The 24809-nt window shown below is 55.8% G+C and carries 25 protein-coding genes and 1 other RNA gene; 6 read left to right on the top strand and 20 right to left on the bottom strand.

Going from position 1 to position 24809, the window contains the following annotated elements; genetic code table 11:
- Positions 1-7: 7 nt before the first annotated feature.
- The 10 genes from ftsW to rsmI form a co-directional block, all read right to left on the bottom strand.
- Complete coding sequence (gene ftsW / locus BLR97_RS04635) at positions 8-1198, bottom strand: putative lipid II flippase FtsW (protein ID WP_089702984.1); 1191 nt, start codon at positions 1196-1198, stop codon at positions 8-10.
- Entirely contained in the window at positions 1195-2583 is a 1389-nt protein-coding gene (gene murD / locus BLR97_RS04630; protein WP_089702982.1) for a UDP-N-acetylmuramoyl-L-alanine--D-glutamate ligase, read from the bottom strand. The genes ftsW and murD overlap by 4 nt, the downstream gene beginning before the upstream one ends.
- A gap of 57 nt (positions 2584-2640) precedes the next feature.
- Positions 2641-3723 (bottom strand): phospho-N-acetylmuramoyl-pentapeptide-transferase, encoded by a 1083-nt coding sequence (gene mraY, locus BLR97_RS04625; RefSeq protein WP_089702980.1) that lies wholly within the window; start codon positions 3721-3723, stop codon positions 2641-2643.
- A gap of 9 nt (positions 3724-3732) precedes the next feature.
- Positions 3733-5091, bottom strand: coding sequence for a UDP-N-acetylmuramoyl-tripeptide--D-alanyl-D-alanine ligase (locus BLR97_RS04620; RefSeq protein WP_089702978.1), 1359 nt, complete (start codon positions 5089-5091; stop codon positions 3733-3735).
- Positions 5092-6573: a UDP-N-acetylmuramoyl-L-alanyl-D-glutamate--2,6-diaminopimelate ligase gene (locus BLR97_RS04615; protein ID WP_089702976.1), complete on the bottom strand. Its 1482-nt coding sequence runs from the start codon at positions 6571-6573 to the stop codon at positions 5092-5094. It abuts the gene before it with no gap.
- Between the two features lie 15 nt (positions 6574-6588).
- Positions 6589-8295 carry a peptidoglycan D,D-transpeptidase FtsI family protein gene (locus BLR97_RS04610; RefSeq protein WP_089702975.1) on the bottom strand — a complete coding sequence of 569 codons (1707 nt, stop codon included), beginning with the start codon at positions 8293-8295 and terminating at the stop codon, positions 6589-6591.
- On the bottom strand, positions 8292-8627 hold the full coding sequence (ftsL, locus tag BLR97_RS04605; RefSeq protein WP_089702973.1) for a cell division protein FtsL: 336 nt from the start codon (positions 8625-8627) through the stop codon (positions 8292-8294). Before ftsL ends, BLR97_RS04610 begins: the two co-directional genes overlap by 4 nt.
- A 14-nt stretch (positions 8628-8641) precedes the next feature.
- Positions 8642-9598, bottom strand: a complete 957-nt coding sequence (gene rsmH / locus BLR97_RS04600; protein WP_089702970.1) for a 16S rRNA (cytosine(1402)-N(4))-methyltransferase RsmH — start codon at positions 9596-9598, stop codon at positions 8642-8644.
- 49 nt (positions 9599-9647) lie between these two features.
- Positions 9648-10006: RNase P RNA component class A (gene rnpB / locus BLR97_RS04595), an RNA gene on the bottom strand.
- 32 nt (positions 10007-10038) lie between these two features.
- Positions 10039-10896 carry a 16S rRNA (cytidine(1402)-2'-O)-methyltransferase gene (rsmI, locus tag BLR97_RS04590; protein WP_089702968.1) on the bottom strand — a complete coding sequence of 286 codons (858 nt, stop codon included), beginning with the start codon at positions 10894-10896 and terminating at the stop codon, positions 10039-10041.
- Positions 10897-11006: 110 nt separating this feature from the next.
- Here rsmI and BLR97_RS04585 point away from each other — a divergent pair, with 110 nt between their 5' ends.
- Genes BLR97_RS04585 through BLR97_RS04570 form a run of 4 tightly spaced genes read left to right on the top strand, consistent with a single transcriptional unit; the run spans position 11007 to position 14126 of the window.
- Positions 11007-12536, top strand: coding sequence for a penicillin-binding protein activator (locus BLR97_RS04585; RefSeq protein WP_089702967.1), 1530 nt, complete (start codon positions 11007-11009; stop codon positions 12534-12536).
- Positions 12526-12897 carry a YraN family protein gene (locus BLR97_RS04580; RefSeq protein WP_089702965.1) on the top strand — a complete coding sequence of 124 codons (372 nt, stop codon included), beginning with the start codon at positions 12526-12528 and terminating at the stop codon, positions 12895-12897. Before BLR97_RS04585 ends, BLR97_RS04580 begins: the two co-directional genes overlap by 11 nt.
- Before the next feature lie 21 nt (positions 12898-12918).
- Positions 12919-13512: a phosphoheptose isomerase gene (locus BLR97_RS04575; protein ID WP_089702963.1), complete on the top strand. Its 594-nt coding sequence runs from the start codon at positions 12919-12921 to the stop codon at positions 13510-13512.
- Positions 13513-13541: 29 nt separating this feature from the next.
- Entirely contained in the window at positions 13542-14126 is a 585-nt protein-coding gene (locus BLR97_RS04570) for a BON domain-containing protein (RefSeq protein ID WP_244511208.1), read from the top strand.
- A gap of 80 nt (positions 14127-14206) precedes the next feature.
- Here BLR97_RS04570 and BLR97_RS04565 read toward each other — a convergent pair whose 3' ends face one another.
- The 8 genes from BLR97_RS04565 to zapE all read right to left on the bottom strand — a co-directional run bounded on the left by BLR97_RS04565 (position 14207) and on the right by zapE (position 20608).
- Entirely contained in the window at positions 14207-14710 is a 504-nt protein-coding gene (locus tag BLR97_RS04565) for a ClpXP protease specificity-enhancing factor (protein ID WP_089702961.1), read from the bottom strand.
- Positions 14711-14763: 53 nt separating this feature from the next.
- The gene (gene sspA / locus BLR97_RS04560; RefSeq protein WP_089702959.1) at positions 14764-15390 is read right to left on the bottom strand and encodes a stringent starvation protein SspA; all 627 of its coding nucleotides are present in this window, start codon (positions 15388-15390) and stop codon (positions 14764-14766) included.
- Between the two features lie 146 nt (positions 15391-15536).
- Positions 15537-16301, bottom strand: a complete 765-nt coding sequence (locus BLR97_RS04555) for a cytochrome c1 (RefSeq protein WP_089702957.1) — start codon at positions 16299-16301, stop codon at positions 15537-15539.
- The gene (locus tag BLR97_RS04550; protein ID WP_089702955.1) at positions 16301-17560 is read right to left on the bottom strand and encodes a cytochrome b; all 1260 of its coding nucleotides are present in this window, start codon (positions 17558-17560) and stop codon (positions 16301-16303) included. The genes BLR97_RS04555 and BLR97_RS04550 overlap by 1 nt, the downstream gene beginning before the upstream one ends.
- Positions 17560-18159 (bottom strand): ubiquinol-cytochrome c reductase iron-sulfur subunit, encoded by a 600-nt coding sequence (petA, locus tag BLR97_RS04545; protein ID WP_089702953.1) that lies wholly within the window; start codon positions 18157-18159, stop codon positions 17560-17562. The genes BLR97_RS04550 and petA overlap by 1 nt, the downstream gene beginning before the upstream one ends.
- A 216-nt stretch (positions 18160-18375) precedes the next feature.
- Positions 18376-18765: a 30S ribosomal protein S9 gene (gene rpsI / locus BLR97_RS04540; RefSeq protein ID WP_089702951.1), complete on the bottom strand. Its 390-nt coding sequence runs from the start codon at positions 18763-18765 to the stop codon at positions 18376-18378.
- 13 nt (positions 18766-18778) lie between these two features.
- The gene (gene rplM, locus BLR97_RS04535) at positions 18779-19207 is read right to left on the bottom strand and encodes a 50S ribosomal protein L13 (RefSeq protein WP_089702948.1); all 429 of its coding nucleotides are present in this window, start codon (positions 19205-19207) and stop codon (positions 18779-18781) included.
- A gap of 222 nt (positions 19208-19429) precedes the next feature.
- Positions 19430-20608, bottom strand: coding sequence for a cell division protein ZapE (gene zapE / locus BLR97_RS04530; RefSeq protein WP_089702946.1), 1179 nt, complete (start codon positions 20606-20608; stop codon positions 19430-19432).
- A 191-nt stretch (positions 20609-20799) separates the two neighbouring features.
- On the opposite strand from zapE, the gene BLR97_RS04525 reads away from it, so the two are divergent.
- Positions 20800-21255, top strand: a complete 456-nt coding sequence (locus BLR97_RS04525) for a Z-ring associated ZapG family protein (RefSeq protein ID WP_244511206.1) — start codon at positions 20800-20802, stop codon at positions 21253-21255.
- A gap of 49 nt (positions 21256-21304) precedes the next feature.
- Here the strand turns inward: BLR97_RS04525 and BLR97_RS04520 are convergent, their stop codons facing one another.
- A complete protein-coding gene (locus BLR97_RS04520) occupies positions 21305-22066 on the bottom strand; it encodes a Nif3-like dinuclear metal center hexameric protein (RefSeq protein WP_089702942.1) in 762 nt (253 codons plus the stop codon).
- Positions 22067-22197: 131 nt separating this feature from the next.
- Here BLR97_RS04520 and BLR97_RS04515 point away from each other — a divergent pair, with 131 nt between their 5' ends.
- Positions 22198-23451: a Do family serine endopeptidase gene (locus BLR97_RS04515; protein ID WP_089702941.1), complete on the top strand. Its 1254-nt coding sequence runs from the start codon at positions 22198-22200 to the stop codon at positions 23449-23451.
- Between the two features lie 35 nt (positions 23452-23486).
- On the opposite strand, the gene hisD is transcribed toward BLR97_RS04515, so the two are convergent.
- A complete protein-coding gene (gene hisD, locus BLR97_RS04510; protein ID WP_089702939.1) occupies positions 23487-24806 on the bottom strand; it encodes a histidinol dehydrogenase in 1320 nt (439 codons plus the stop codon).
- Positions 24807-24809 lie beyond the last annotated feature (3 nt).

Genomic DNA, 24809 nt, shown 5'->3' with positions numbered 1-24809 from the left:
AACTCCTTTACCTTGACGATGAGAGGCGCGGTTCACGACGCGACCGATATGGCGTCGGAGACCGTTTGGGGTAATGACGCGTTTCGGCATCGGTGCGTAACAACAGGCCAATCATGACGCCCGTCACCAGCAAACTGGAGCCGCCATAGCTGATTAACGGCAGCGTCAGCCCTTTAGTGGGCAGCAACCCGGAACTCACCGCCATGTTGATAAATGCTTGAGCGGCAATAATAAAGCTGATGCCATAGCTTACATAAGCTCCGAACAGATGACCCGACAGCTCAGCTCGGCGACCTATCCACATCGCCCGGCCAATCAATAGTGTAAATAACAACACAACCGTTATGGCGCCCACCATACCCAACTCTTCGGCAACCACCGCAAAAATAAAATCGGTGTGGGCCTCAGGCAGGTAATGGAGTTTCTGCACGCTATTGCCAAGCCCGGTGCCCGTGACATGGCCGCGACCAAACGCAATCAACGCCTGGGTCAGCTGGTACCCGGTAGCAAACTGGTCAGCCCAAGGGTCAAGGAAACTAGTCCAACGCGCCAGGCGGTAAGGTTCCAAGGCCACCATCATCACCGCGCCAGTCGCCAAGAGGCTACCGCTGCCGATCAACAAGGTTAGCGACGCACCCGCCATCATGAGCATGCCAATCACGCACACGGTAAACACCACCATGCCGCCAAAATCGGGGGCTAAAAATAACAGCCCCGCCGGTGCGGCCAATACGGCCAGCGGCCGCCACATACTAAACGGCCGACGCCGAAGTTCGTAGGCGAACCGTGACATAAACGCCGCCATGTAAAAAATCAGACCAATTTTGGCAAACTCTGACACCTGCAAGCTAGGTAGCGGCCCCGGCAACGCAATCCAGCGTTTACTGCCGTTAACCTCCTGACCGATGATCAGCACCAAGATTAACAGTGCAATACTAACCAGTAGTATCAGCCCGGCGTTTTGTCGCCACACTTCCAGGGGGATACATAACATCAGCAGGCATGCAGACACCGCGATCAGCAGAAATAAGCCATGTTGCTGCGCATAGTGGTAGCTATTATCAAGCAACCCGATGGACGCCGAGCTCACCATTACCCAGCCTAATCCAGCGAGTGACACGACCACCATGATCAACCAGATATCGCAGGGTAACCCCTGGGTCGATATTTTTTGGCGCAGGCCTTGGAATCGCTTCATGGTATGGCCTCGCCGATTTGTTGTGCCTTTTGAGTCACCCAGTGACGAAAAGCCTCGCCCCTCGCCTGATAATTAGCGAATTGATCCAGGCTGGCGCAGGCGGGCGACAGCAGCACGCAATCGCCTGGCTGGGCCAGCGCGTATGCGTCCTCCATGGCGCGCTCTAAATCTTCAACACGATGCGTCTCGACGTGGCTGGCAAGCGCGCTTTCCAGACGCGACGCATCTTGCCCGAACACCATCACACAGCGCGCGATTTGGCTTAGTGGTGCCGCTAGCGGTGTGAAATCCGCACCTTTACCCACCCCTCCCGCGAGCAATATCAATCGCCCTTGCAAGGCGGCGCCGATGCCTTCAATCGCTGCCAGCGTCGCCCCTACGTTAGTGCCTTTAGTGTCATTGACCCAACTAACCCCATTGAGGCTGGCAATCACTTCGCTGCGATGAACCAGGCCTTTAAATGCTATAACCGTTTGACACATAGAGGCCTTATCAAATCCCAGCGCCTCGCCCATAGCCAACGCGGCAAGCGCATTAACGTAATGGTGCTGACCAAGCATGGCTAGTTGATCGGCGGCAATCCAGGGAGTCGCGCCCTGCATTAGCGTTAAGCGTCCTTGATGGTACGCCAACCCCCAGTGGTGTTCGCTAGGCGGCTGGGCGCCAAACTGCGTCACCTTGGGAACCGGTTGAATCGGAAAGGTTAGCGGGTCATCGGCATTAACGATGGCCAGTTGCGCGCCATGAAAAACGGCTTGTTTGGCGTTACGGTAGCCTTGCATATCCCCATGTCGATCTAGGTGGTCTTCGGATAAATTTAAAAACGCCGCAACGGTCGCCCCCAGGCGAGGCGTGGTTTCAAGCTGGAAACTGGAAAGCTCCAGAATAAATAACTCAGCGTCAGGCTCATCCGCCAACAAATCCAGCGCGGGCGTGCCCAGATTACCCCCAACGGCCGCATTAACGCCTGCCGCAAGTGCCATCTGGCCCAGCAGAGTGGTCACGCTAGATTTCGCATTGGAGCCGGTGATGGCAACAATCGGCGTATGTGTCGCACGCACAAACAAGGCCATTTCACCCACCAGACGGGGTTCACCGGTGCGCGGGTTAAGCTGCTCGGCTAATGGCGCCAAGGTTGGATGGTAGGGGTCAACGCCAGGGCTAACCACAACTTCCTCGGCGGCCTCAAGGTTTAGCGCTTCAAGCGGCCCGCAATGCACCTTCACCTGCGGATACGCTTCAAGGAACGCTGCCATACCAGGGGGCGCCTCACGGGTGTCGGCGACCATAAACGGTGTGCCAAGGCTTGCCAGGTGACGACAGATAGCCCGTCCCGAGAGCCCCAGCCCTACTACTAGCGTCATTCCGGGTGGAACGCGAACCATCCCAGGCTCCCTCACACCGAGCGATGAAACGCTCGGCACAATTAAAAACTAAATGGATTAACGAACTTTAAGCGTCGCCAGCCCTAACAGCACCAGTACGACAGTAATGATCCAGAAGCGCACAATGACACGTGGCTCCGGCCATCCTTTCAACTCATAATGATGATGCAAAGGCGCCATGCGGAAGATACGGCGCCCCGTCAGCTTGTAGGAGCTCACTTGCAAGATTACCGACACCGTTTCCAATACAAAAATGCCGCCCATGATGAACAACACAATTTCCTGGCGAACGATGACCGCCACGACGCCTAAGGCTGCGCCTAACGCCAACGCTCCCACATCGCCCATAAACACTTGGGCGGGGTAAGTGTTAAACCACAAGAATCCCAACCCAGCCCCTGCAATCGTGGCACAAAAGACCGCCAACTCACCGGTACCCAATATAAACGGAATATGTAGATAGTCAGCGAACAAGGTATTACCACTGGCATAAGCAAATACGGCCAGCCCCATTGCCACAAGCACGGTGGGCATGATGGCCAAGCCGTCAAGTCCGTCGGTCAGGTTCACCGCGTTGGAGCTACCGACAATCACCAGGTAAGTTAACAGGATATAAAAAACGCCCAGGGGCACAGCAACGTCTTTCAGCGTGGGGATCAACAAACTGGTTTCTAATGGTGATGCCGCCGTCATATAAAGAATAACAGCCGCGCCCAAGCCCACTACCGACTGCCAAAAATACTTCCACCGCGCCGGTAAACCACGCGGGTTTTTCTCAACGACCTTGCGGTAATCGTCTACCCAGCCAATCGCGCCAAAGCCCAGCGTGACACCCAGCACCACCCACACATAGTGATTCGTCAGGTCGCCCCACAACAACGTACTGATCGCTATGGCCAGCAATATCATCGCGCCGCCCATGGTCGGTGTCCCGGCTTTAGACAGGTGAGACTGCGGACCATCATCACGCACGGCTTGACCAATTTGCCCTTCGACCAGCCGCCGGATCACCCAGGGCCCTAGCCACAAGCACAAAAATAGCGCGGTTAGGGCTGCCAAGATCACGCGCAACGTTAAATAATTAAAAACCTGAAAGGCAGATTGATACTCCGCCAGAAAATTCGCCAAGTGAAGTAACATGAACGGCGTTTACCTTATCTTATCCGTGCGCAGGGCGGTGACAACGTGTTCCATGCCTGCGCTGCGCGACCCTTTGACCAATAAACTGGCATTGGGCGGCAACGTGTTGTGAAGATGACGCACAAGCGTCGCGTAATCATTAAAATGCAATCCACCCTCAAAGGCGTCGCTTGCCGGTTTAGCCGACTCCCCTAGGGTCAATAGTCTCTCTATCCCTAATTGGGCCGCGTAGCGTCCAATCTCAGCGTGCAGGGCGTTAGAATCATCACCCAACTCGCCCATTGCCCCGAGTGCACACCAATGTGGCCCAGGCAAGCTAACCAGGGTATCCAACGCAGCTTTTACGGCGCCTGGGTTAGCGTTATAGGTGTCATTGAGTAGGCTCGCACCGCGCGGGCCTGGAATCACGCTCAGCCGGTTAGGTAATGCTTTTAGGCGCGCTAGTCGCTCCATCACCTGCTCCGCTGACACTCCTAAGCTGAGCGCTGCTGCCGTCGCCGCTAAGGCATTACTCACATTATGCTTACCCAGCAGGGGCAGTTGCACACGGCCAATGTCTCGCCCTTGATAATTAAGCGTAAAAGCATAACGCCCTTGGGAGTCACAGGAAAGCGCTTCGGCACAGATGTCCGCCGGCATGTTAGTGCTATAGCTCACTACACGGCCAGGCGCAGCGCATGCCGACCAGTAGGCAAAATAGCGGTCATCTCGGTTTAAAACCGCCACGCCATCGACCTGCAAACCGCTGAGCACTTCGCCCTTGGCTTGGGCGATTTGCCCCATGCCGCCGAATTCTCCGACGTGAGCACCGGTCACATTGGTAATAATCGCGACTTGAGGCCGTGCCAACCGGGTTGTCCAGGCGATTTCGCCCAAATGATTAGCCCCTAACTCAACAACAGCTGCTTGATGCTCGGGCGAAAGCGCCAGCAACGTGAGCGGCGCCCCTATATCGTTGTTCAAATTACCCTGCGTCGAATGAACCGGCCCGAGCGGCTCAAGTAACGCGGCGGTGATGTCCTTTACAGTCGTTTTGCCACTATTGCCGGTCACCGCTACGAGGGGGCCCTGCCATGCTTCGCGGGCGGCAGCGCCTAACAAACCCAACCCCAGGCGGGTATCGGCACACACTAACTGGGGCATCGCGCTATCCACGGGCGCTTCTACTAAGGCGGCAACCGCACCGGCCTGCTGCGCCTCGGCCAACAAATCATGCCCATCAAAACGCGGCCCTTTCAAGGCCACAAATAACCCGCCCGCCACCATGTTGCGGGTATCGGTAACAACAGCGCTGATCGGCGTAGACGCCAATCCTGACGGCGCGTTGATGGCAAGCGCGCTGGCCACGCGGCCCAACGTCCAGTCCATTTAGCGCGCCCCCCGAGCGGCCAAGGCCGCGCGTACTTCCTCACCGTCGTGGTAGGGATAGCGAACGCCTTGAATCTCTTGATAGGGCTCGTGCCCTTTGCCGGCTACCAAAATAACGTCATCAGAACCCGCGTGACGAACCGCATAAGCAATGGCCTCACGGCGATTAGCCACTTCCAACGGCTGAGCCTGGGTAAAGCCTGCTAAAATCTCCTCACGAATGCGCTCGGCGGGCTCTCCACGGGGATTATCATCGGTGACGATGACCACATCCGCCTGGGCTTCTGCCACGCGAGCCATCTCGGCTCGCTTGCCGGTATCGCGCTCACCACCGCAGCCAAATACGCACCACAGGCGACCAGCGTGACCCGCCAGTGCGCGCAGGGCGTTATCGAGAGCATCCGGCGTATGGGCGTAATCCACCACAACACTGGGTGCGTTCGCTTGACGATAGCACTCCATACGACCCGGTACGGGCGAAAGCGATGCAGCCGCGTCAAACAGGGCGTCCAATGACTCACCTGCGCCATACAGCGCCGCCATCGCCAATAGCACATTATCCAGATTAAAGCGCCCCATCAGCGTAAGCGAAAGCGCCCTTTCGCCATCTGGGGTGGCGATTAGGGCTTCCTGGCCTTGGCTGTGGGGGTGCCAGCCGACGACACGTAAAGTCACCGCCTCATCGGTCCCTGTCGCCAGAACACGCACGTGTTTGTCGCACCCCGCCAACATCAAGCGAGCCAAGGGGTCATCGCCGTTGACAACCGCCAGGGTGAGTTCGGTGCGCCGAAACAGCTTGGCTTTAGTCGCTGCGTAGGCCGCCATGCTGCCGTGATAATCCAAATGATCACGACTCAAATTAGTAAACACACCGCTGGTAATGTCGACGCTATCCAGACGAGACTGTGCAAGAGCATGCGACGAGACCTCCAGCGCTACTCGCTTTACGCCTTGGCGAGCCAACCCGCCCAACGCTTCGTGCATGGCGAGCGCACCCGGTGTCGTCAAGCCCGTATCGCTTAACGCCCCCAAACGGCCGACGCCTAAGGTGCCGATAACGCCGGCGGGTGTCCCGAGCGTCTCGCTTAAAGCGGCAATATAGTGCGTCACCGAACTCTTTCCGTTGGTTCCCGTGACGCCAATGACCTCAGGGCCTGCAGGCAGTTGAAAGAGCGCACGACCCAATTCACCCAGCCGCCGGGTCAGGTACGGCAGCTGTAGCACGCGGCCCTCGAGAGTGATATCCCCCTGGCTCGCATGGGAAAGCACCAACCCGGCGCCGGCCTCAATCGCCTGATCAATGAAGTCGCGACCATCATGCTGGCCACCGGGGACGGCCACAAAGATATCGCCGGGGGCCACCTGCCGAGAGTCGCTGGTAACGCTGACACGCTCAGGCAGGGTTGGCAGCTCGCCGGGCAACTTACCGGCAGGCCATACTTTAGCCAGTGCCTGCATTACCTCATTTGGGCTCAGCGTCATGCTGTCTCCTTCCAACTAGTCCACCTCACGGTCGGGTGGTACATCCAATAAGCGTAGCGCGTTGCCGGTGACACTTGAGAATACCGGGGCTGCCACTGCTCCCCCATAAAATTCGCCGGCTTTGGGGTGATCTATCATGACCACAGTGACGATGCGCGGATCCGAAATCGGCGCAATGCCAGCAAAAACGCTGCGGTACGCATCGGTGGTATAGCCTTGCTGGCCTATTTTACGCACCGTGCCTGTTTTACCCCCCACACGATAACCCTCAACGCGGGCGCGTCGCCCACCGGTATAGGCCGCTACCGACGTTTCTAAAATATTCAGCAGATCATTGGCCACCTTCGGCTGTATAGCAGGTGTCCCTTGAGGCGGTTCGGCGAGACGCAGCAAGGAGGGCGGCAAACGCACACCATCATTGGCGAGTGCCGTATATGCACTCGCCAATTGAACCGCGGACACAGATAGACCGTACCCATAGGCGAGCGTCGCCCGCTCACTGCGCGACCAGTTAACATGCGCCGGCAAGCTGCCCGTCGCCTCACCAGGAAAGCCAGTGCCAGGGGCTTGCCCCAAACCTAATTGATGGTATTTCTCCCAAATCGCCGTATCGCCAAGTTGCAACGCCAGGCGGGACATACCCACATTCGAAGAGTGTTCTAGAATGCCGGCCAAATCCAGCTCACCATAATTGCGAAAATCACGAATGGTATATTCATCGATTCGCATCCAGCCGGGCGAGGTATCGACCACGGTATTGCGGTCAAACCCTTCACTTTCCAGAACCGCCGACATGGCCAACGGCTTCATCACCGAGCCCGGCTCAAATACATCGACCAGCGCCTGGTTACGCAACCCGCGCGGATCAAGCCCCGCCCGGTTATTGGGGTTATAAGAAGGTAAATTCGCCATGGCCAATACTTCGCCGCTGCGCGCGTCCATCATCACCAGCACGCCACCATCCGCCTCATTTTCGGCAACCGCTGAGCGTAATTCGCGATAGGCCATATACTGTAGACGCTGATCAATCGACAGCGTTAGATCACCCCCTGGCTGGGCATCACGAATCACATCTAGCTCTCTAACCAGCCGACCTCGACGGTCTTTGATGATACGCCGCTGCCCCGGGTGACCGGCCAAGTGGGGCTGGTAAGCAAGCTCCAACCCCTCCTGACCCACGTCATCGACGTTGGTAACCCCTAGCAGTTGGGCGGCGACCTCACCGGCCGGGTAGTAGCGCTTGTATTCGCGCTGAGGGTAAACGCCGGGCGTGCGCAGATCGAGGATACGTTGCGCAGCGTCTGGCGTCATTTGACGACGCAAATACATGAACTCGTGTTCACTGTAGCGCGCCACGCGAGCTTCGAAAGCTTCCAGCGACATGCCTAGTGACTGGGCAAGCACAATGCGCTGAATGGCATCGTCAGGCAGTTCCTGAGGGTTCGCCCAGAGCGTTACGACCGGAGTGGATATGGCCAGCGGTTCGCCATTGCGGTCGGTGATCATTCCCCGGTGGGCGGGAATGGTCTCATTGCGCAGTGTGCGAGCGTCCCCTTGGCTTTGCAAAAAAGGGCGGTCAATCACCTGCAACAGGGTGATTCGACCAATCAAAATGGCGGAAACCAAGGCCATCATTAGCAAAATAAACAAAAACCGCCCCCCGTGGAGAGGCGGCGCGATAGGTGCTTGACGTGAGCTAACGCCCCGGTGTTGGGACTTCATGGCCGGATCACCTCGACGTCATGAACATCGGGAATGCGCATGCCCAAGCGTTGCGTAGCGATTTGCTCTATGCGAGCAGGCGTCGACCACGCACCTTCTTCAAGTAACAACTGGCCCCATTCGGTGTTTAGCTGTCTCCGCTCCTGCTCCAGCTGCTGTAGCTGAGCATATTGCACCCGCGTCGCATGAGTCGTCGCTACCACCAAAAAAGCCGTTGCCAGGCAGGCTAAAAAAATCAAACTGAGCACCACTGGCCACGGCCGTAGACGCAAAGAAAAAGGCCATTGAACTTGTAAAGTAGATAACCACCGACCCAGTTGTTCCATGCTCATAATTACTTCCGTGCTCACACTCGTTTACGTGCGGCTCGCATTACCGCGCTGCGGGCACGTGGGTTTTCAGCCACCTCGTCATCACTGGGGCGCACTCCTTTACTCAGCGCTTCTAGACGACGATTTAATTGGTCATCACGAATGGGCACGCCCCGGGGCAAATGGGTATCGCCCCGCACGTGATGACGAATAAACCGCTTAACGCGGCGATCTTCCAAGGAATGGAAGCTAATCACCACCAAGTGGCCGCCCGGCGCCAACGCCTCAAGCGCGGCTTCCAAAGCCGCATCCAACTGTTCCAACTCGCCGTTTAAATAAATCCGCAGCCCTTGAAACGCCTTCGTCGCGGGGTGCCGGCCTTTTTCCCAAGCCGGATGGGCCGTTTTCAGCACTTCCGCCAAATCGACGGTATGCGTAAAAGGCGCTTCAACCCGTCGTGTGACGACCGCACGCGCTAATCGTTTTGCAAAGCGTTCCTCACCATAGGTTTTAAACACCTTGGCGATATCAGCCTCACTGGCACGAGCGAGAAACTGAGCGGCGCTCTCTCCGCGGCTTGGATCCATACGCATATCCAGCGGCCCATTGCGCATAAAACTGAAACCCCGCTCAGGGTCATCAAGCTGCGGTGATGACACTCCAACGTCCAACAAAATGCCGGCAAGCTTGCCGTGCACGCCCTGCTCGCGGGCCACCTCACCTAGACGAGCAAAGTCGCGCTGCACCATGGTAAAACGTGAATCAGCAATGTCCGCCGCCGCCGCAACCGCCTGAGGATCTCGATCCATTGCAATCAGACGCCCGGTGTCGTTCAGGCGCGATAAAATCACCCGCGAATGCCCGCCCCGCCCAAAGGTGCCGTCCAGGTAGACGCCTTCCGGTTGATGCACGAGCACATCGACGGCACCGTCGAGGAGCACGCTGGTATGCTGAAATTGAGAACTAGCAGGGTCAGCGTCGGATGACGGCATAGTACACTCACAGAATAATGAAAGGACGCGCCGAGGCACGTCCCTATAGATGGGGAGTCGGCCGATAAGCCGGGTTCTGTCGTGGACAGCCATTCCTCTAGGCGCTGCGTTACCCCAGCGCTCAAGCAACCTACCCGGACCCAGCGCGGGCCACGCCATTGGGTCCCTATTTGGTCTTGCTCCGAGTGGGGTTTACCTTGCCACGCACTGTTGCCAGGCGCGCGGTGCGCTCTTACCGCACCCTTTCACCCTTACCGGCCTCGAAAGGCGTAGGCGGTCTACTCTCTGCTGCACTTTCCGTCGGCTCACGCCGCCCAGGCGTTACCTGGCACTCTGCCCTATGGAGCCCGGACTTTCCTCCCCCAACACCTTTTGAGGGGTATTAGCGGCGACTGTCTGGCCAACTCCGGCGGCAAGCATACCAGCGCCTTACGTTCGCCTCAATGCTCGCTTTTCATGGTTTGCAGCCGGGCATACCAAGTTTGCTTGCGACCGCCGAATATACCAGCGGCAATGCTCGCTGCCTGCTTAACGCCGATCCCCTCCGCCAGCAGTGTGGTTAGCAAAGCATCGGCCGATATAGTCTGATGCTCACTCTGTTCAACTGGCGGCGCTCCGGCGACCATCACCACGAATTCGCCCCGCGCTTGATTAGGGTCGGCGACTAACTGCTCAAGCAACGACGCAGGCGTTCCGTGCAGGAAAGTTTCGAAGGTTTTGGTCAGCTCGCGTGCCAATACCACGTCGCGCCCGGCCATCTGTTCATTCAATGCTTCAAGGGTATGCACGATGCGGTGCGGAGACTCGTAAAACACCAGCGTCTCTTCACGGGTTTTCCAAGCGTCAAGGGCTTGTCGACGCGCTCCAGGCTTGGCGGGTAAAAAACCAGCAAAGACAAAGCGATCGGTCGGCAAGCCTGCCCCCGACAGTGCAGTAATTAGCGCACAAGGGCCAGGGATCGGCACAATATGGCGATTGCGCGCCCGCAATTCACGCACCAATACAAACCCGGGGTCGCTGATCAACGGCGTTCCGGCATCGCTGATCAAGGCAATATCTTCACCAGCGGCGAGATAACTATCCAAGGTATCCACGCGCCGCGCTTCGTTGTGCTCATGCAACGAGAGCATCGGCTTATTCAAACCTAAATGTGTCAATAAACGCGCACTGTGGCGGGTATCCTCGGCGGCAACGCGTGTCACTTCGCCAAGCAGCCGCGCAGCGCGGGAAGATAGGTCATCCAAATTCCCAATCGGCGTGGCGACCACGTACAATGTGCCAGGTGGTGTATGTGTCATCGTGACTCCCAATTCTTCAATGGCTTGCCCCACGGTACGCTATGCTTGTGCAGTAGCCGCCCACTCGTTGAACAGCAGCGACGGCGCAAATGGAAACTAAGGAAGGATACATGAAACAGTCATTACGTGGCTTTTTGGCCGCTACGCTCATGGCGCTTCTTATGGTGGGCTGTGCGATGCAGCCTCCCAGTGTTGTCGACCGAGTGCCCGACGAAGACCCTAACCGGCTGCTTAGCCAAGCGGAGCAGCAGGGCCCTGAGCAAGCCGCTATTTCGCGCCTTGAGGCGGCTAATATTTTAGCCCGCCAAGGCCAGCGTGAGGACGCTTACGGCGTTGCTACGGCCATTGATGAACAGGCACTACCTGAATCTGCCCGGGTGCGTTGGGCGCTCCTGTTTTCCGAACTAGCCCGTGCGCTGGATGAACCCGACAGCGTACTGCGCGCCACCCAGGTGCTCGACGACGAGCTGCCGATGCAGGCAAATCAGCAACGCACGCTTGAAGACCGTCAGCGATGGGCGCGCGAAACGCTTGATAGGCCAGACCCGGCGCGCTTTGCCCTGCCTGAACTGGAAGGGGTGACGATTAACCGTATTGCCGTGGCGCTCCCTGAATCTGGCGCGCTGAGCAACGTGGCCGAGACCCTCGCCTCGGCGATACGCCGCCACCGCGACATCACGGGCGACGATGTGCAACTGAATTTCCTTGATTCATCGCAGTACGCATTGAACGAGCTATATGACCGTGCCCAGCAAATGAACGCTCAAGTCATGATCGGCCCACTCGACAAGGAACAAGTCACCCAGCTTGAACAGCGCGATAGCGTTCCTGTCCCCACCCTGGCACTCAACTACGGTAGTAGTGAGCGCAACCAAGCTAAACGTCTTTTCCAATACGGCCTGTCAGCGGAGGATGAAGCGCGCCAGGCAGCGCGCCGCGCGTGGCAGGACGGCCATCGCCAGATGTCTCTGATGGTGCCTGACAACGACTGGGGACAGCGTGTTGGCGAAGCCTTTTGGAACGAGTGGCAACGCCAGGGCGGCGATATCAGTAATGCGGTACGTTACAACCCTGACAACCCGGTTTCCGATGCGGTCAAGACCGCTTTAAACGTACGCGGTGAACGGGCCCAGCTTAACGATATTGATGGCCTCTTCCTGCTCGCATTACCCGACTACGCTCGCCAAGTGCCGCCGACCATGGACTTTTACTACGCGCCGAATCTCCCCGTCTATGCCACCTCCCATCTACATGAAGGGCGACGCCAGATTCGCCTTGACCAAGACCTCAACGAGGTCATGTTTATGGATATTCCCTGGCAAATCCCCGATGCCGCTGTAGGCGGAGAAGAGGTGCTGCCCTTCTATGCGACTTACCAGCGCCTTCGGGAAGAATCCGACGCGTCGATGTTTCGGCTAATGGCCATGGGTGTCGACGCCTACGAGATCGCCACACGTCTTTCGGATTTTTCAGCGTTAGAAGGCTTTGATGGCAGCACTGGCAAGCTGACTCTCACAAGCGACGGGCGGATTTACCGCGAGCTTCCCTGGGCTAAGTTTCAAAACGGCACGCCATCGCCAATTTTGATTCCCGGCTTACAGAGTAATCAAGAGGATACCGACGAGAGCGATGACAACTAGCTCAAAGACAGCGCGGGCCCGCGGGCAAGCCATTGAGCAATTGGCCGCTCAATGGCTGCAGCAACAAGGTCTGCGTTTAGTCGCCAGCAATCATCATGTTAAGGGCGGCGAGCTTGACCTAATCATGCAAGATACGGATATTCTTGTCTTCGTCGAGGTCAAACATCGCAAATCTAGCCGGCACGGGCATCCGCTTGAGACGGTGACCGCCCAGAAACAGCAGCGGTTGATTCGAGCCGCACGACTTTATTTAGCCTCAATGCGCCACCCTTCGCCGTGTCGTTTTGATGTTATTGCCATGACCGGCACACCCCCTCACGTCGACATCGAGTGGGTAAAAGCCGCATTTGACGCCTTTTGAAACCACAATCAGGAAGCCCTAATGGACTTTCAATCACGCATACTGGGCCATTTCAACGCCAGCATTGATACCAAAACCTATGCCAGCGAGGTGTTACCACCTTTCATCGAAGTTGCCAGCCAAATGATGGTGCAGTGCTTGGTAAGCGAAGGCAAAATTCTCGCCTGCGGGAACGGCGGCAGTGCTGGCGACAGCCAGCACTTCTCATCGGAGCTACTCAACCGCTTTGAGCGCGAACGACCCAGCTTGCCGGCACTGGCCTTAACCACAGACACCTCCACCCTCACCTCAATTGCCAACGACTATACGTACAACGAGGTCTTCTCTAAGCAAATCAGGGCGCTAGGACAGCCAGGTGACGTTCTTCTGGCGATTTCAACGAGCGGCAATTCAGCCAACATTGTTCAGGCGATTCAAGCCGCTCACGACCGTGATATGACGGTCGTGGCCTTAACCGGCCGAGATGGCGGCGACATGGCATCGCTGCTAGGCCAAGATGACTGCGAAATTCGCGTACCGGCCACTTCTACAGCTCGCATTCAGGAAGTCCACTTACTGGTCATTCACTGTCTTTGCGACTTAATCGATGAGCAACTGTTTGGTGGCGTTGAATAACGCTGCCGACGATATAAAGGAATCTATCAATGATTTTACGACTCCCTTCTTCGCGCATGTCTCGCCTATTAATGGCTGCCGCACTAGGCTCCAGCGTCTTTTTGGCAGGCTGCGCTACCAACACCCGGGTTGATTCATCAAATTACGCCCAGCGCAGCGAAGACGTAGCCGCTGTTGACGCCACGATTGAACGGGAAGTGGGCCGGGCATTAGAGCGTGCGGACGGACGCCTGGACGACGCGCGTATTCGCCCCCATAGCTTCAATGGCGTGGTACTGCTGGTCGGCCAAGTGCCCAGCGAAGAACTGCGCAAAAAGGCAGAAAACGTTACCGCAGGTTTGCGCGGCGTCAATGAGGTTTACAATGAATTAACCGTCTCCGCGCTTTCGCCATCCTCTCAGCGTATTACCGATACCTGGCTAACCACCAATGTGGTCAGCCAGCTGGCAACTAATGACAGCATCGACTCATCAAAACTCAAGGTGACGACAGAAAATGCCAGCGTCTACATCATGGGCATGGTGACTCGCGACGAAGCTGATCGCATTGTTAACGCCGCCTCTAACGTGTCGGGTGTCCAGCGCATTGTAAAAGTCTTCGAATATATCGACTAAATCCGCACCGCAGGCCTAAAAAAACCTCGCTGTAATCACAGCGAGGTTTTTGGACGTTTTGCCCATCAGCAAACGTTGAGTTACTTCACCACCCGCAGCGATGGTTTCTTCTTACTACTGCTCGGCTTATCTTTCGCCTCACCGTCTGACGCACCTGACGACGTCTCATCTGATGATGACTCCGTTTCGGGGGCTGAATCTGTCACCGCCAACGTCGGCTTGCTAGGCGTAGACGTATCGTCTAGCGTCTCTTCCCCTTCCAGCGGGGTTAATTCAGGTTCGTGGCCGAAGACCATACCAGCCCCGTTTTCACGGGCATAAATCGCAATTAACGCAGGCGTAGGAATCATTACCTGCATCGGCTGACCACCAAAACGTGCGTTAAAACCAATAGCTTGGTTTTCCATAAACAAATCGCGAACCGCCGTTGGGGCGACATTCAGCACGATCTGGCCGTTTTGCACAAACTGTCGCGGCACTTCAACGCCGGGCTGTGTGGCATCCACGACTAAATGCGGAGTTAGCTCATTGTCTAGCAACCATTCGTAAAGCGCTCGGGCGATATAAGGGCGGCTCGATTTCATCTAGACTCACTCCTCCTAGAGAAAAGGCCCCGCCTGGCGAGGCCTGAGTGGGTTCAAGCACGCATCTCTTTTTCGCGCTCATTCAATGCAGCTTTAAAAGCATCGCGCTCGAACACACGAGACATATAGCTCAACAGCGGTTTTACCTGTTTTTCCGGCAGCTCAATATTCAGTGCCGGCAACCGCCACAAAATGGGCGCCAGACAGCAGTCGACAAGCGTGAACTCATCACTCATGAAATACGGCATATCTTCGAAAATGGGCGAAATACCCACCAGGCTCTCGCGTAGTTCTTTACGCGCTTTTTCTGCCTCTTTCTTACCACCGTTAACAATTTGCTCCACCATCGGGCACCATTCACGCTCGATACGGTGCATCCACAGGCGGCTCTGCGCACGCGCCACAGGGTATACAGGCAATAGCGGCGGATGCGGGAAACGCTCATCCAGGTATTCCATCATGACCTTAGACTCGTAGAGCACCAAGTCACGGTCAAGCAGCGTTGGCACGCTGTTGTAAGGATTCAAGTCCGCTAGCTCGTCGGGGACGTTCTCGTCGGAGACATCGACAATATCGACAGCTACGCCTTTCTCAGCCAGTACAATGCGCACACGATGACTGAAATGATCATCATTACCTGAATAAAAAATCATTGACGACCGTTTGGCCACAACACCCATGAATCCATCCTCGCAGCGAATCAATCTTGGATAATAACACGTCCACCCCACCCTTGGGGAAGGCAACGTTATGCATTACGACCAAGACTAACACGCAAAAGGCGCACAACCTGACTGCACGCCCCTTGTTACCTCGCTCAGCGCTGTTAATGAATATCGCGCCAGTACTCACGCTTGAGCAGATAGGCAATGACGGCGAAAATAAATAAAAATATTAGCACCTTGGGGGCTAACGCCTGAGCCTGAAGCTTTGACGGCTCACCCACATAGGCGAGAAAGTTGGTCAGGTCATACACGGTCTCTTCAAATTCCTCTGGGGATAATTGGCCTTGCTCGGTCACCTCTAATGATTTGCAGTTGGCATTATCGTCTGGAGAGTCGCCCGATGAGCCACCCTCCGTGGCGTCTGCATCCGCACATACCTTTTCTTGAACGCCTTGCAAGGGCTCTAGCACGTTGGGCATTGCCGTTAGCTCAAACACCGTATTATTTACCCCCGTTGCGCGATCCGGGTCTTGGTAGAAACTGAGCAGGTAAGAATACAGCCAATCAGTACCGTGCAGTCGTGCGGTGAGCGTTAAGTCTGGCGGTGTCACGCCAAACCACGTTTCGGCATTTTCTTTGGGCAACGCCGTGTGCATTTGGTCGTTAAACGCCATATCCGCGGAAAAGATAAGGTTATCTTCAACGATATCTTGAGGAATATCCAAATCCTCCGCGGCACGCGAGAATCGCTGGTATTCAAGCGAATGGCAGCCCATGCAGTAGTTAACATACAGCTTCATGCCATTTTGCAGCGACGCCTGGTCTTGCAGGTCCGGCTCCATGGAATGCGGTAAGCTTGCGCCACCGGCAGCCGCTGCTGTGATGGGCACCAGCAGGGCAATCAGCGTGATCAGTTGTTTTTTCATTAGCCAGTCACCCTTTCCGGAACGGGTTTTGTTTTTTCTAGCCGGGTATAGATCGGCATAAGCAGAAAATAAGCAAAATAGATAGCCGTACACACTTGGGCCAATAACGTTCGACCGCCGGTGGAAGGCAACACCCCGAGCACACCTAACGTTACAAAGCTTGCAGCGAACAGCGCTAACATCAGCTTAGATATCCACCCCTTATAGCGCATCGAACGCACTGGGCTACGGTCCAGCCAGGGCAGTACAAACATCACCGCGATAGCACCTCCCATACACATCACACCCAGAAATTTCGCCTCCAGGCCAAAGATGGAAAAAGTGATCGCCCGCAAAATCGCGTAAAACGGCGTGAAATACCACACTGGCGCAATGTGATCAGGGGTTTGTAGCGGGTTGGCGGGTTCGAAGTTGGGCGTTTCAATGAAATAGCCGCCCCCTTCCGGGAAATAAAACACCACCACGCAAAATACAAACAGAAACACCGCAACGCCTACTAGGTCTTTCACGGTATAGTAAGGATGAAAAGGAATACCATCCCGCGGGTTGCCGGCTTCGTCCTTTTTCTGCTTGATATCGATACCGTCCGGGTTATTTGATCCCACCTCGTGCAGTGCAATGATATGCAGCACAACCAGCGCCAGAATCACGATCGGCAACGCCACGACATGGAGCGCAAAAAAGCGATTCAGCGTAATCCCCGAAATCAGGTAGTCACCGCGTATCCACTGAGCCAGCTCCGGGCCAATCGCCGGAATGGCCGAGAACAGTGAAATTATCACCTGCGCGCCCCAGTACGACATTTGCCCCCATGGCAACAGGTAGCCCATGAACGCTTCGGCCATCAGCAGCAAATAAATCGCCATGCCAAAAACCCACACCAGTTCACGAGGCGCTTTGTAAGAGCCGTATAGCAAGCCGCGAAACATATGCAGATAAATCACCACAAAAAAAGCCGACGCCCCTGTGGTATGCATATAGCGGATTAGCCACCCCCATTCCACATCACGCATGATGTATTCAATGGAGTCGAAAGCACCCTCAGCGCTGGGACTGAAGCTCATGGTTAGCCAAATACCGGTCACGATTTGATTGACCAGCACCAACAGCGCTAGAGAGCCGAAAAAATACCAAAAGTTAAAGTTTTTGGGCGCGTAATAATGAGAAAGGTGATCTTGAAACAACTGCGTTGCCGGAAAGCGGGCGTCAATCCAGCGCATTAGACCGCGTGGGGCTTTGGCTTTATTTTGATTACCCATTAGGCCGTCTCCTCATCTTCGCCAACGATAATGATGTTATCGCCTTCGAAACGATAGGGGGGAACTTCTAAGTTGGTAGGGGCCGGTACGTTGCTGAACACACGACCCGCCAAATCAAACCGCGACCCATGGCAAGGACAGAAAAAACCGCCGGGCCAGTCGTCAACACCGACACCAGTTGCATCGGGCTCGGGGCGATAAACCGGCGAACAACCCAAATGGGTACAGATACCAATCAATACGCCAATCTCCGGGCGTATAGACCGCATGAGACCTGTGCTGTAGGTAGGCTGTTCGGATGCTTGAGAGTCTGGGTCAGCGAGACGCTCCTCAGCGAGGGCCTTGGTACGCTCGATCATCTCGGGGGTGCGGTTGATAATCCATACCGGCCTACCCCTCCATGCGACCGTCATGCGCTGCCCTGGCGCCAGCTTTGAAACGTCCGCCTGAACCGGCGCTCCCGCTGCAAGCGCCCTAGCGCTGGGTTGCCAAGCCGACACAAAAGGGATAGCCACTCCAACTGCCCCTACTGCGCCGACAACGGTCGTCGCCCCTACAAGGAAACGACGCCGCCCCCTGTTAACGCCGTTATTCGCCATGTCCGGTCTCCCACTTTGCTCCTCGCTGTAGCGCTTAACGTTTCAACGAGGATGACTGTTATTATTTACGGCCTATGCATAAAGTAGTTTAGCCAACCTGCAACGCGCTAGAAATGCTGCCTATTTTTAACGTACACCTTGACGAGTTTTTCTTATAGCAAAAAAACGCCCAGGCCATTTGGCCTGGGCGTTTTCCGCAGAGTTAAGCAGCGTTGATTAACGCTTGGAGAACTGCGGGCGACGACGCGCTTTGCGAAGGCCGACTTTCTTACGCTCAACCTGGCGAGCGTCGCGTGTTACATAACCAGCGGCGCGTAGCGAAGGACGTAGGTCTTCATTGTAGTTCATTAACGCGCGTGTGATGCCGTGGCGAATCGCACCGGCTTGCGCGGAACCACCACCGCCTTCAACCGTGACGTAAACGTCAAACTGGTTGAGGGTTTCGGTGAGCTCGAGAGGCTGACGCACAACCATACGACCCGTTACGCGGCCGAAGTAATGATCAAGCTCGCGGTTGTTGACGGTAATTTTGCCGGAACCCGGCTTCATAAAGACGCGGGCGGTGGAAGTCTTGCGGCGCCCGGTACCGTAATACTGCTGTGTCATGGCGAAGATTTCCTCAGATGTTCAGTTCAAGCGGCTGTTGGGCAGCATGCGGATGCTCGGCACCAGCGTACACTTTTAGTTTTGTGTACATGGCACGGCCAAGCGGGCCTTTTGGCAGCATGCCTTTCACGGCAGACTCAATAATGCGCTCAGGGGCGTGGTCGAGCATTTTGTCGAACGTCATAGAGCGCAAACCGCCCGGGTAACCAGTGTGGCGGTAGTAGGTCTTGGCCTTCGCCTTATTGCCGGTCACTTGGACTTTTTCCGCGTTGATCACGACGATGTAATCGCCGGTATCAACGTGAGGGGTAAATTCGGGTTTATGCTTACCGCGCAAGCGGCGAGCAATCTCGGTTGCCAGACGACCGAGCGTTTTGTCCGTTGCGTCGACAACGTACCAATCGCGCTGGACGGACTGCGGCTTAGCACTGAACGTCTTCATGGATGAAATCACCAGATTAAATGTGTTGGGTGCCTCATACCGCCAAGCGGCATTGCACCATCCCTATTTTTTTTGGTTGTAGGTAAAACCCCACAACATGTAGCGAAGCGGCATTCTACAGTATGCCGTTCGCCAAGTTAAGCCTTTATGCCCTCTCTTGACACTTTTATGGGTGCTCTTTTTACCACTGGGCGCAATGGGCCTCTATTTAAGGTGAATGGATTAGGGTTTATGCGGAAGCGCTAGGTAATCGTGAGACTGCATTTCTTGCAACCGAGACAGCGTGCGCTGATATTCAAACGTCAGCTTGCCGTCGCTATAAAGCGATTCCACGGGCACCTCTGCTGACATCAACACTTTGACGCCGCGGTCGTAAAATTCGTCGACCATGTTAATAAAGCGCCTCGCCTGGTCATCGTGTGCGCCCCGCATTGTCGGCACGTTTGAGACGATGATGGTGTGGAATTCCCGCGCCAGCTCAATATAGTCATTTTGACTTCGCGGCCCATCACAAAGCTCGTCAAAATCGAACCAGACGATATCATCGTGCAACCGGCGTGTGGTAAGCACACGCTGATTGATCTCGAGCGGTGCATTGGCTTCTCCCGCGTGCCCGGCAATTTCGCGGAAACTACGTGCCAATTCCTTTTCGGCCGCTTCATCCAGTGGCGCGTGGAAAATTTCAGCGCGCTCCAGGGCCCGCAGGCGATAATCAACCCCCGAATCCACATTCACCACGCGACAATGTCGATTAAGCAAATCGATCGCCGGCAAAAAACGCGCGCGCTGCAAACCATCTTTGTACAAGTCATCGGGAACGATATTCGAGGTCGCCACCAGCACGACCCCCCGCTCAAAGAGCGCTTCTAGCAAGTTCGCCAATATCATGGCGTCGGTAATATCTTTGACAAAGAACTCATCAAAACAAATCACCCGGGCTTCGTTAGCAAACTTGCTCGCCACTAGGGTCAGTGGATTCTTTTCGCCTTTATAATGACTCAGCTCGTTGTGAACCCGCTGCATAAAACGGTGAAAATGGGTGCGCATTTTATCGGCAAACGGCAGTGACTCATAAAAAGTATCCACCAAGTAAGTTTTACCTCTGCCCACGCCTCCCCAGAAATAAAGCCCCTGAACACGCGGGGTCACCGGCTCAGCCTCCGGTGATTTTTTTCCCACCAGCCCCGCCATTTTAGCTTTTAGCCCTTTATTGGCGAGCACTGCTTTCGGCACCGTCGTCGGGGTCGAAAGCAACGCATCGTAAAGGCGCTGCAAATGTGCCACAGCCGCTTCTTGGGCCGCATCGTACTGAAACCCCTCACGCTTGAGGTCTTCCCGATAACGCTTCATTGGCGTCATCGCGTGAAGCGCTGGCTCATCATCTGACGACGTTGCCCTCATCTTCTCTCGCTCCCGTTATTTGCCGTCGAACGCTACTCAATTGCCACGTGGCCTAGAATAAAGTGCTAATTATACGTGGTTACGTTGGTCAACGCATGAGCATTGACCCAACCATGATGAAGACGCCTATAATGGCATATAACTGTTTTCATGCGCCGTACAAGCAGCGGCAGGCCTCTAGGGAGATAAATGTGGAAAGCGAGCCATTAACTTATGCAGTCATCGGCCTTGTGATTGGCTTAATAATCGGCGCAGGATGCTACCGCTTATTGAGCAAAAGCCAGCGTCAACTTGCCTCACTGCGCCAGACACTTCTGGAACGTGAACACCAAGTATCGTCACTTAAAAACGGTGTCAGCAACCAATTATCCAGTGTTCACGAATCGCTGGCAGCCATACGCCAAGAAACCGACGAGCTGGAAAAAAAGCTTCAAGATGACGCGGGTCAGTGGCAGTTGGATAAATTGACACCTCGCCCTGCCGAGCTCAGCGACCTTCGCACGCCTGAAAGCCGCACCGCCAACTCGTCGAACGATCCCGCTATTCCACGCGACTACGCCGATGGTGAAAACGGCACGCTATCTGAAGACTTCGGCCTAAAAGAAAAAGACGCTACCGACGAAACGGCAACGCCTCCACGTTATTGAGGTTCACAAACGCATTAGAAACGCCCACCGTCGATAGCGGTGGGCATTTTTAAGCCGGATTATCAATATCGACAAAACGATGCTCGATACCATATTCGTCCGCCAACCACTCACCCAGCGCTTGAACGCCATACCGCTCAGTGGCGTGGTGCCCTGCCGCAAAATAATGAATCCCCATTTCTCTAGCAAGATGGGTCGTTCGCTCGGATATTTCACCGGAAATAAATGCCTGAGCGCCACCTTCGTAAGCCGCGCTTATCATGTCTTGCGCACCGCCCGTGCACCAAGCAATCCGCTCTATTTCGCCCACGCCGGGAGCTTCGATCAGCAGCGGCTCGCGCTGCAACGTGTGGTGTATCTGCTCTGCCAGCGCTGACGCTGCTAAGGGTTTAGCAACCCGCCCCGACCACAGCAAACCTTCACCCAGCTCACCATCTAAGCAGCCTTCAACTTTCCAACCTAGACGCCTTGCCAGTTCAGCGTTATTACCCAGCTCACTGTGGGCGTCGAGGGGCAAATGATAGGCCAGCAGGTTAATATCATGGTCTAACAGCGTTTTGATTCGCCTGTGCTTCATGCCCGTGATCGCAATCGGTTCGTTTTTCCAAAAATAGCCATGGTGGACAACTAGCATATCGGCTTGCCAATTTACCGCTTCGTCAAGCAATGACTGACAAGCCGTGACGCCGGTCATGACCCGCGCGACGCGCTCCCGACCCGCCACCTGCAAGCCGTTGATGGTAAAATCTTTAAACTCTGACGCACGCAGCTGATGGTCACAGGCGGCGACTAATGTATCGCGTTGAATCACTGTCTCTCCTAGGGATTTACGGGTACCCATAAGATATAAACAAATAAAATGTTACCATTTACCAGTGTAAAACTGACGGCCCGTCAGTACTAATCTCCAAACGTTTTGACGCTCCCCAAAGGAACCCTACAATGCAACGCTTTGTGCTGCCTTATATATGGCCCATCATCACTGGCATTTTGATAGCAGCCCTGGTCTTGCTTGCGTTCCCCGACCGCTTTCCGGTGCCCTTTCAGGGTTCTTCTTCCCAGACTGTTGAGCCACCACCGTCTTTAGTCACTACCACTGATCAAGATACCGATGCAGAACGCCCGGCTCCCGAGATTCGCCAAGCAGCGCCTTTGGCCCGCAACCAAGGGCCCGCCAGCTACGCTGACGCGGTCAACCAGGCCGCCCCGGCAGTCGTCAATGTCTATTCATCACGCATTGTCGAGCGAGACGAACACCCGTTGATGTCAGACCCGTTCTTTGAGCAATTTTTCAACGGCGACGATGCCACTAGGCAACAGCGCATGCTGTCCAGCTTAGGGTCGGGTGTGATTGTGAGTGACGAGGGGTACGTGCTGACCAATCACCACGTCATCAACGGTGCCGACGAAATCCAGGTCGCCTTGCGCGACGGTCGTGAAACGCTCGCCAAAGTCATCGGCACCGACCCGGAAAGCGATCTCGCCGTGCTAAAGATTGATCTTGAGGATTTGCCTGTCATTGAATTAAGCAACTCGACGGATGTCGCCGTGGGCGATGTAGCACTGGCCATCGGCAACCCGTTTGGCGTTGGCCAAACCGTCACCATGGGCATTATCAGCGCCACTGGCCGTAGCCATTTAGGGCTAAACGCTTACGAAGATTTTATTCAAACCGATGCGGCCATAAACCCGGGTAACTCGGGGGGTGCGTTGGTTAATCCAGAGGGAGCGTTGGTGGGTATAAATACGGCGATTTTCTCGCGCTCAGGCGGCTCACAGGGCATTGGTTTTGCCATCCCGGCGAATCTTGCCCATAGCATTTTAGACGAACTGGTCACCCAAGGCCGCGTTATCCGTGGCTGGTTGGGCATTGAGGCCCAGGCACTATCAAGAGAGCTTGCCGCCTCCTTTGGCCTACGCACCCCTCAGGGCGTCATCGTCGCGGGCATCGTCGACGGCGGCCCGGCAGCCCAGGCCGGCCTGGTGGCGGGCGATGTTCTATTAGCGGTTGACGGTGAGCCGATTCTCGATGCGCGCTCAACCATGAGCGATATTGCTTCGATTGAACCGGGCACCTCACTACCACTGACCATTGTGCGCGATGGCGAGCGTATGGAAATGACGCTGGAGGTCGGCGAGCGGCCCATACCATCAACGCTGCCGCAAGCCGACGGGACTCGGCGAAGCGGCGACTAACCTAAGCCTTGACGGCCACGTGGACGGTGGGCCGGTTAAGAGCGGCGGATACGATACTCTGCCGAGCGTGCATGCGCCGTTAACGATTCACCCCGAGCCAATACCGAAGCGATTTCACCAAGCGCCGACGCGCCCTGCGCTGAGCAATGAATCAGCGACGAGCGTTTCTGGAAATCGTACACCCCAAGCGGCGATGAAAAACGCGCCGTGCCGGAGGTTGGCAGCACATGGTTCGGTCCAGCGCAATAATCGCCTAACGCCTCCGCAGTGTAACGCCCCATAAAAATGGCGCCGGCATGACGAATATCAGCCAACCAGTCGTTAGGCGTTTCCACGGATAGCTCAAGGTGCTCGGGCGCTACGCGGTTAACCAGCGTAATCGCCTCCTGGGCATCGCGGCAGTGGATCAAAGCCCCGCGACGACGAAGCGACTCGCGCACGATGTCGGCACGCTCCAACGTCGGTAACAGACGCTCGATAGCCGCCTCCACCTCAGCAAGATGCTCGGCGTCCCAACTTACCAGAATCGCCTGAGCATCCTCGTCGTGCTCGGCTTGAGAGAACAAGTCCATCGCTAGCCAGTCCGGATCGGTACGGCCGTCAGACACCACCATAATTTCTGAGGGACCAGCAATCATATCGATACCCACCTGGCCAAATACCGCCCGCTTGGCCGTGGCAACATAAATGTTCCCGGGCCCGACGATCTTGTCGACCCGTGGAATGCTCTCGGTACCATAAGCAAGCGCGCCAATGGCCTGAGCACCACCGATGGTAAACACCTGATTCACACCGGCAACATAGGCCGCAGCCAGAACCAGGTCATTCAGCACACCATCCGGCGTAGGCACCACCATAATGATCTCTTGGACGCCGGCCACATGAGCGGGGATGGCATTCATCAGTACCGATGAAGGATAAGCCGCCTTACCGCCTGGCACATAAATACCGGCACGATCAATCGCCGTTACTTGCTGACCCAGCACGGTACCGTCGGGCTCTTCGTACTGCCAGGAAGTGGGCTTTTGACGCTCGTGATAGCGCCGAATGCGTTCGGCGGCACTGGCCAGCGCGTCGCGTTGCTCGGCAGGCAACTGCTCAAAAGCATGACGCAACTGTTCAGCCGTTAAGCGCAGTTCGTCGATGTGAGTCGCCGACATGCGATCAAAGCGATTAGTGGCCTCGATCACAGCCTCATCGCCTCGCTGCTTAACGCTGGTCAGAATATCGTCAACGCGCCGTTGAACAGCACTGTCCGACACCCCTTCCCAGTCGAGCAACGCATCCAATTGCGTGGCAAACGTCTCATCGGCGGTATTGAGTCGTGCTATTGTCGCCGTAGTTGTCTCGTTCATAGC

The organism is Vreelandella arcis (assembly GCF_900103865.1).
GTDB classification, from domain to species: domain Bacteria; phylum Pseudomonadota; class Gammaproteobacteria; order Pseudomonadales; family Halomonadaceae; genus Vreelandella; species Vreelandella arcis.
This window is presented reverse-complemented; position numbering and strand designations above follow the sequence as displayed.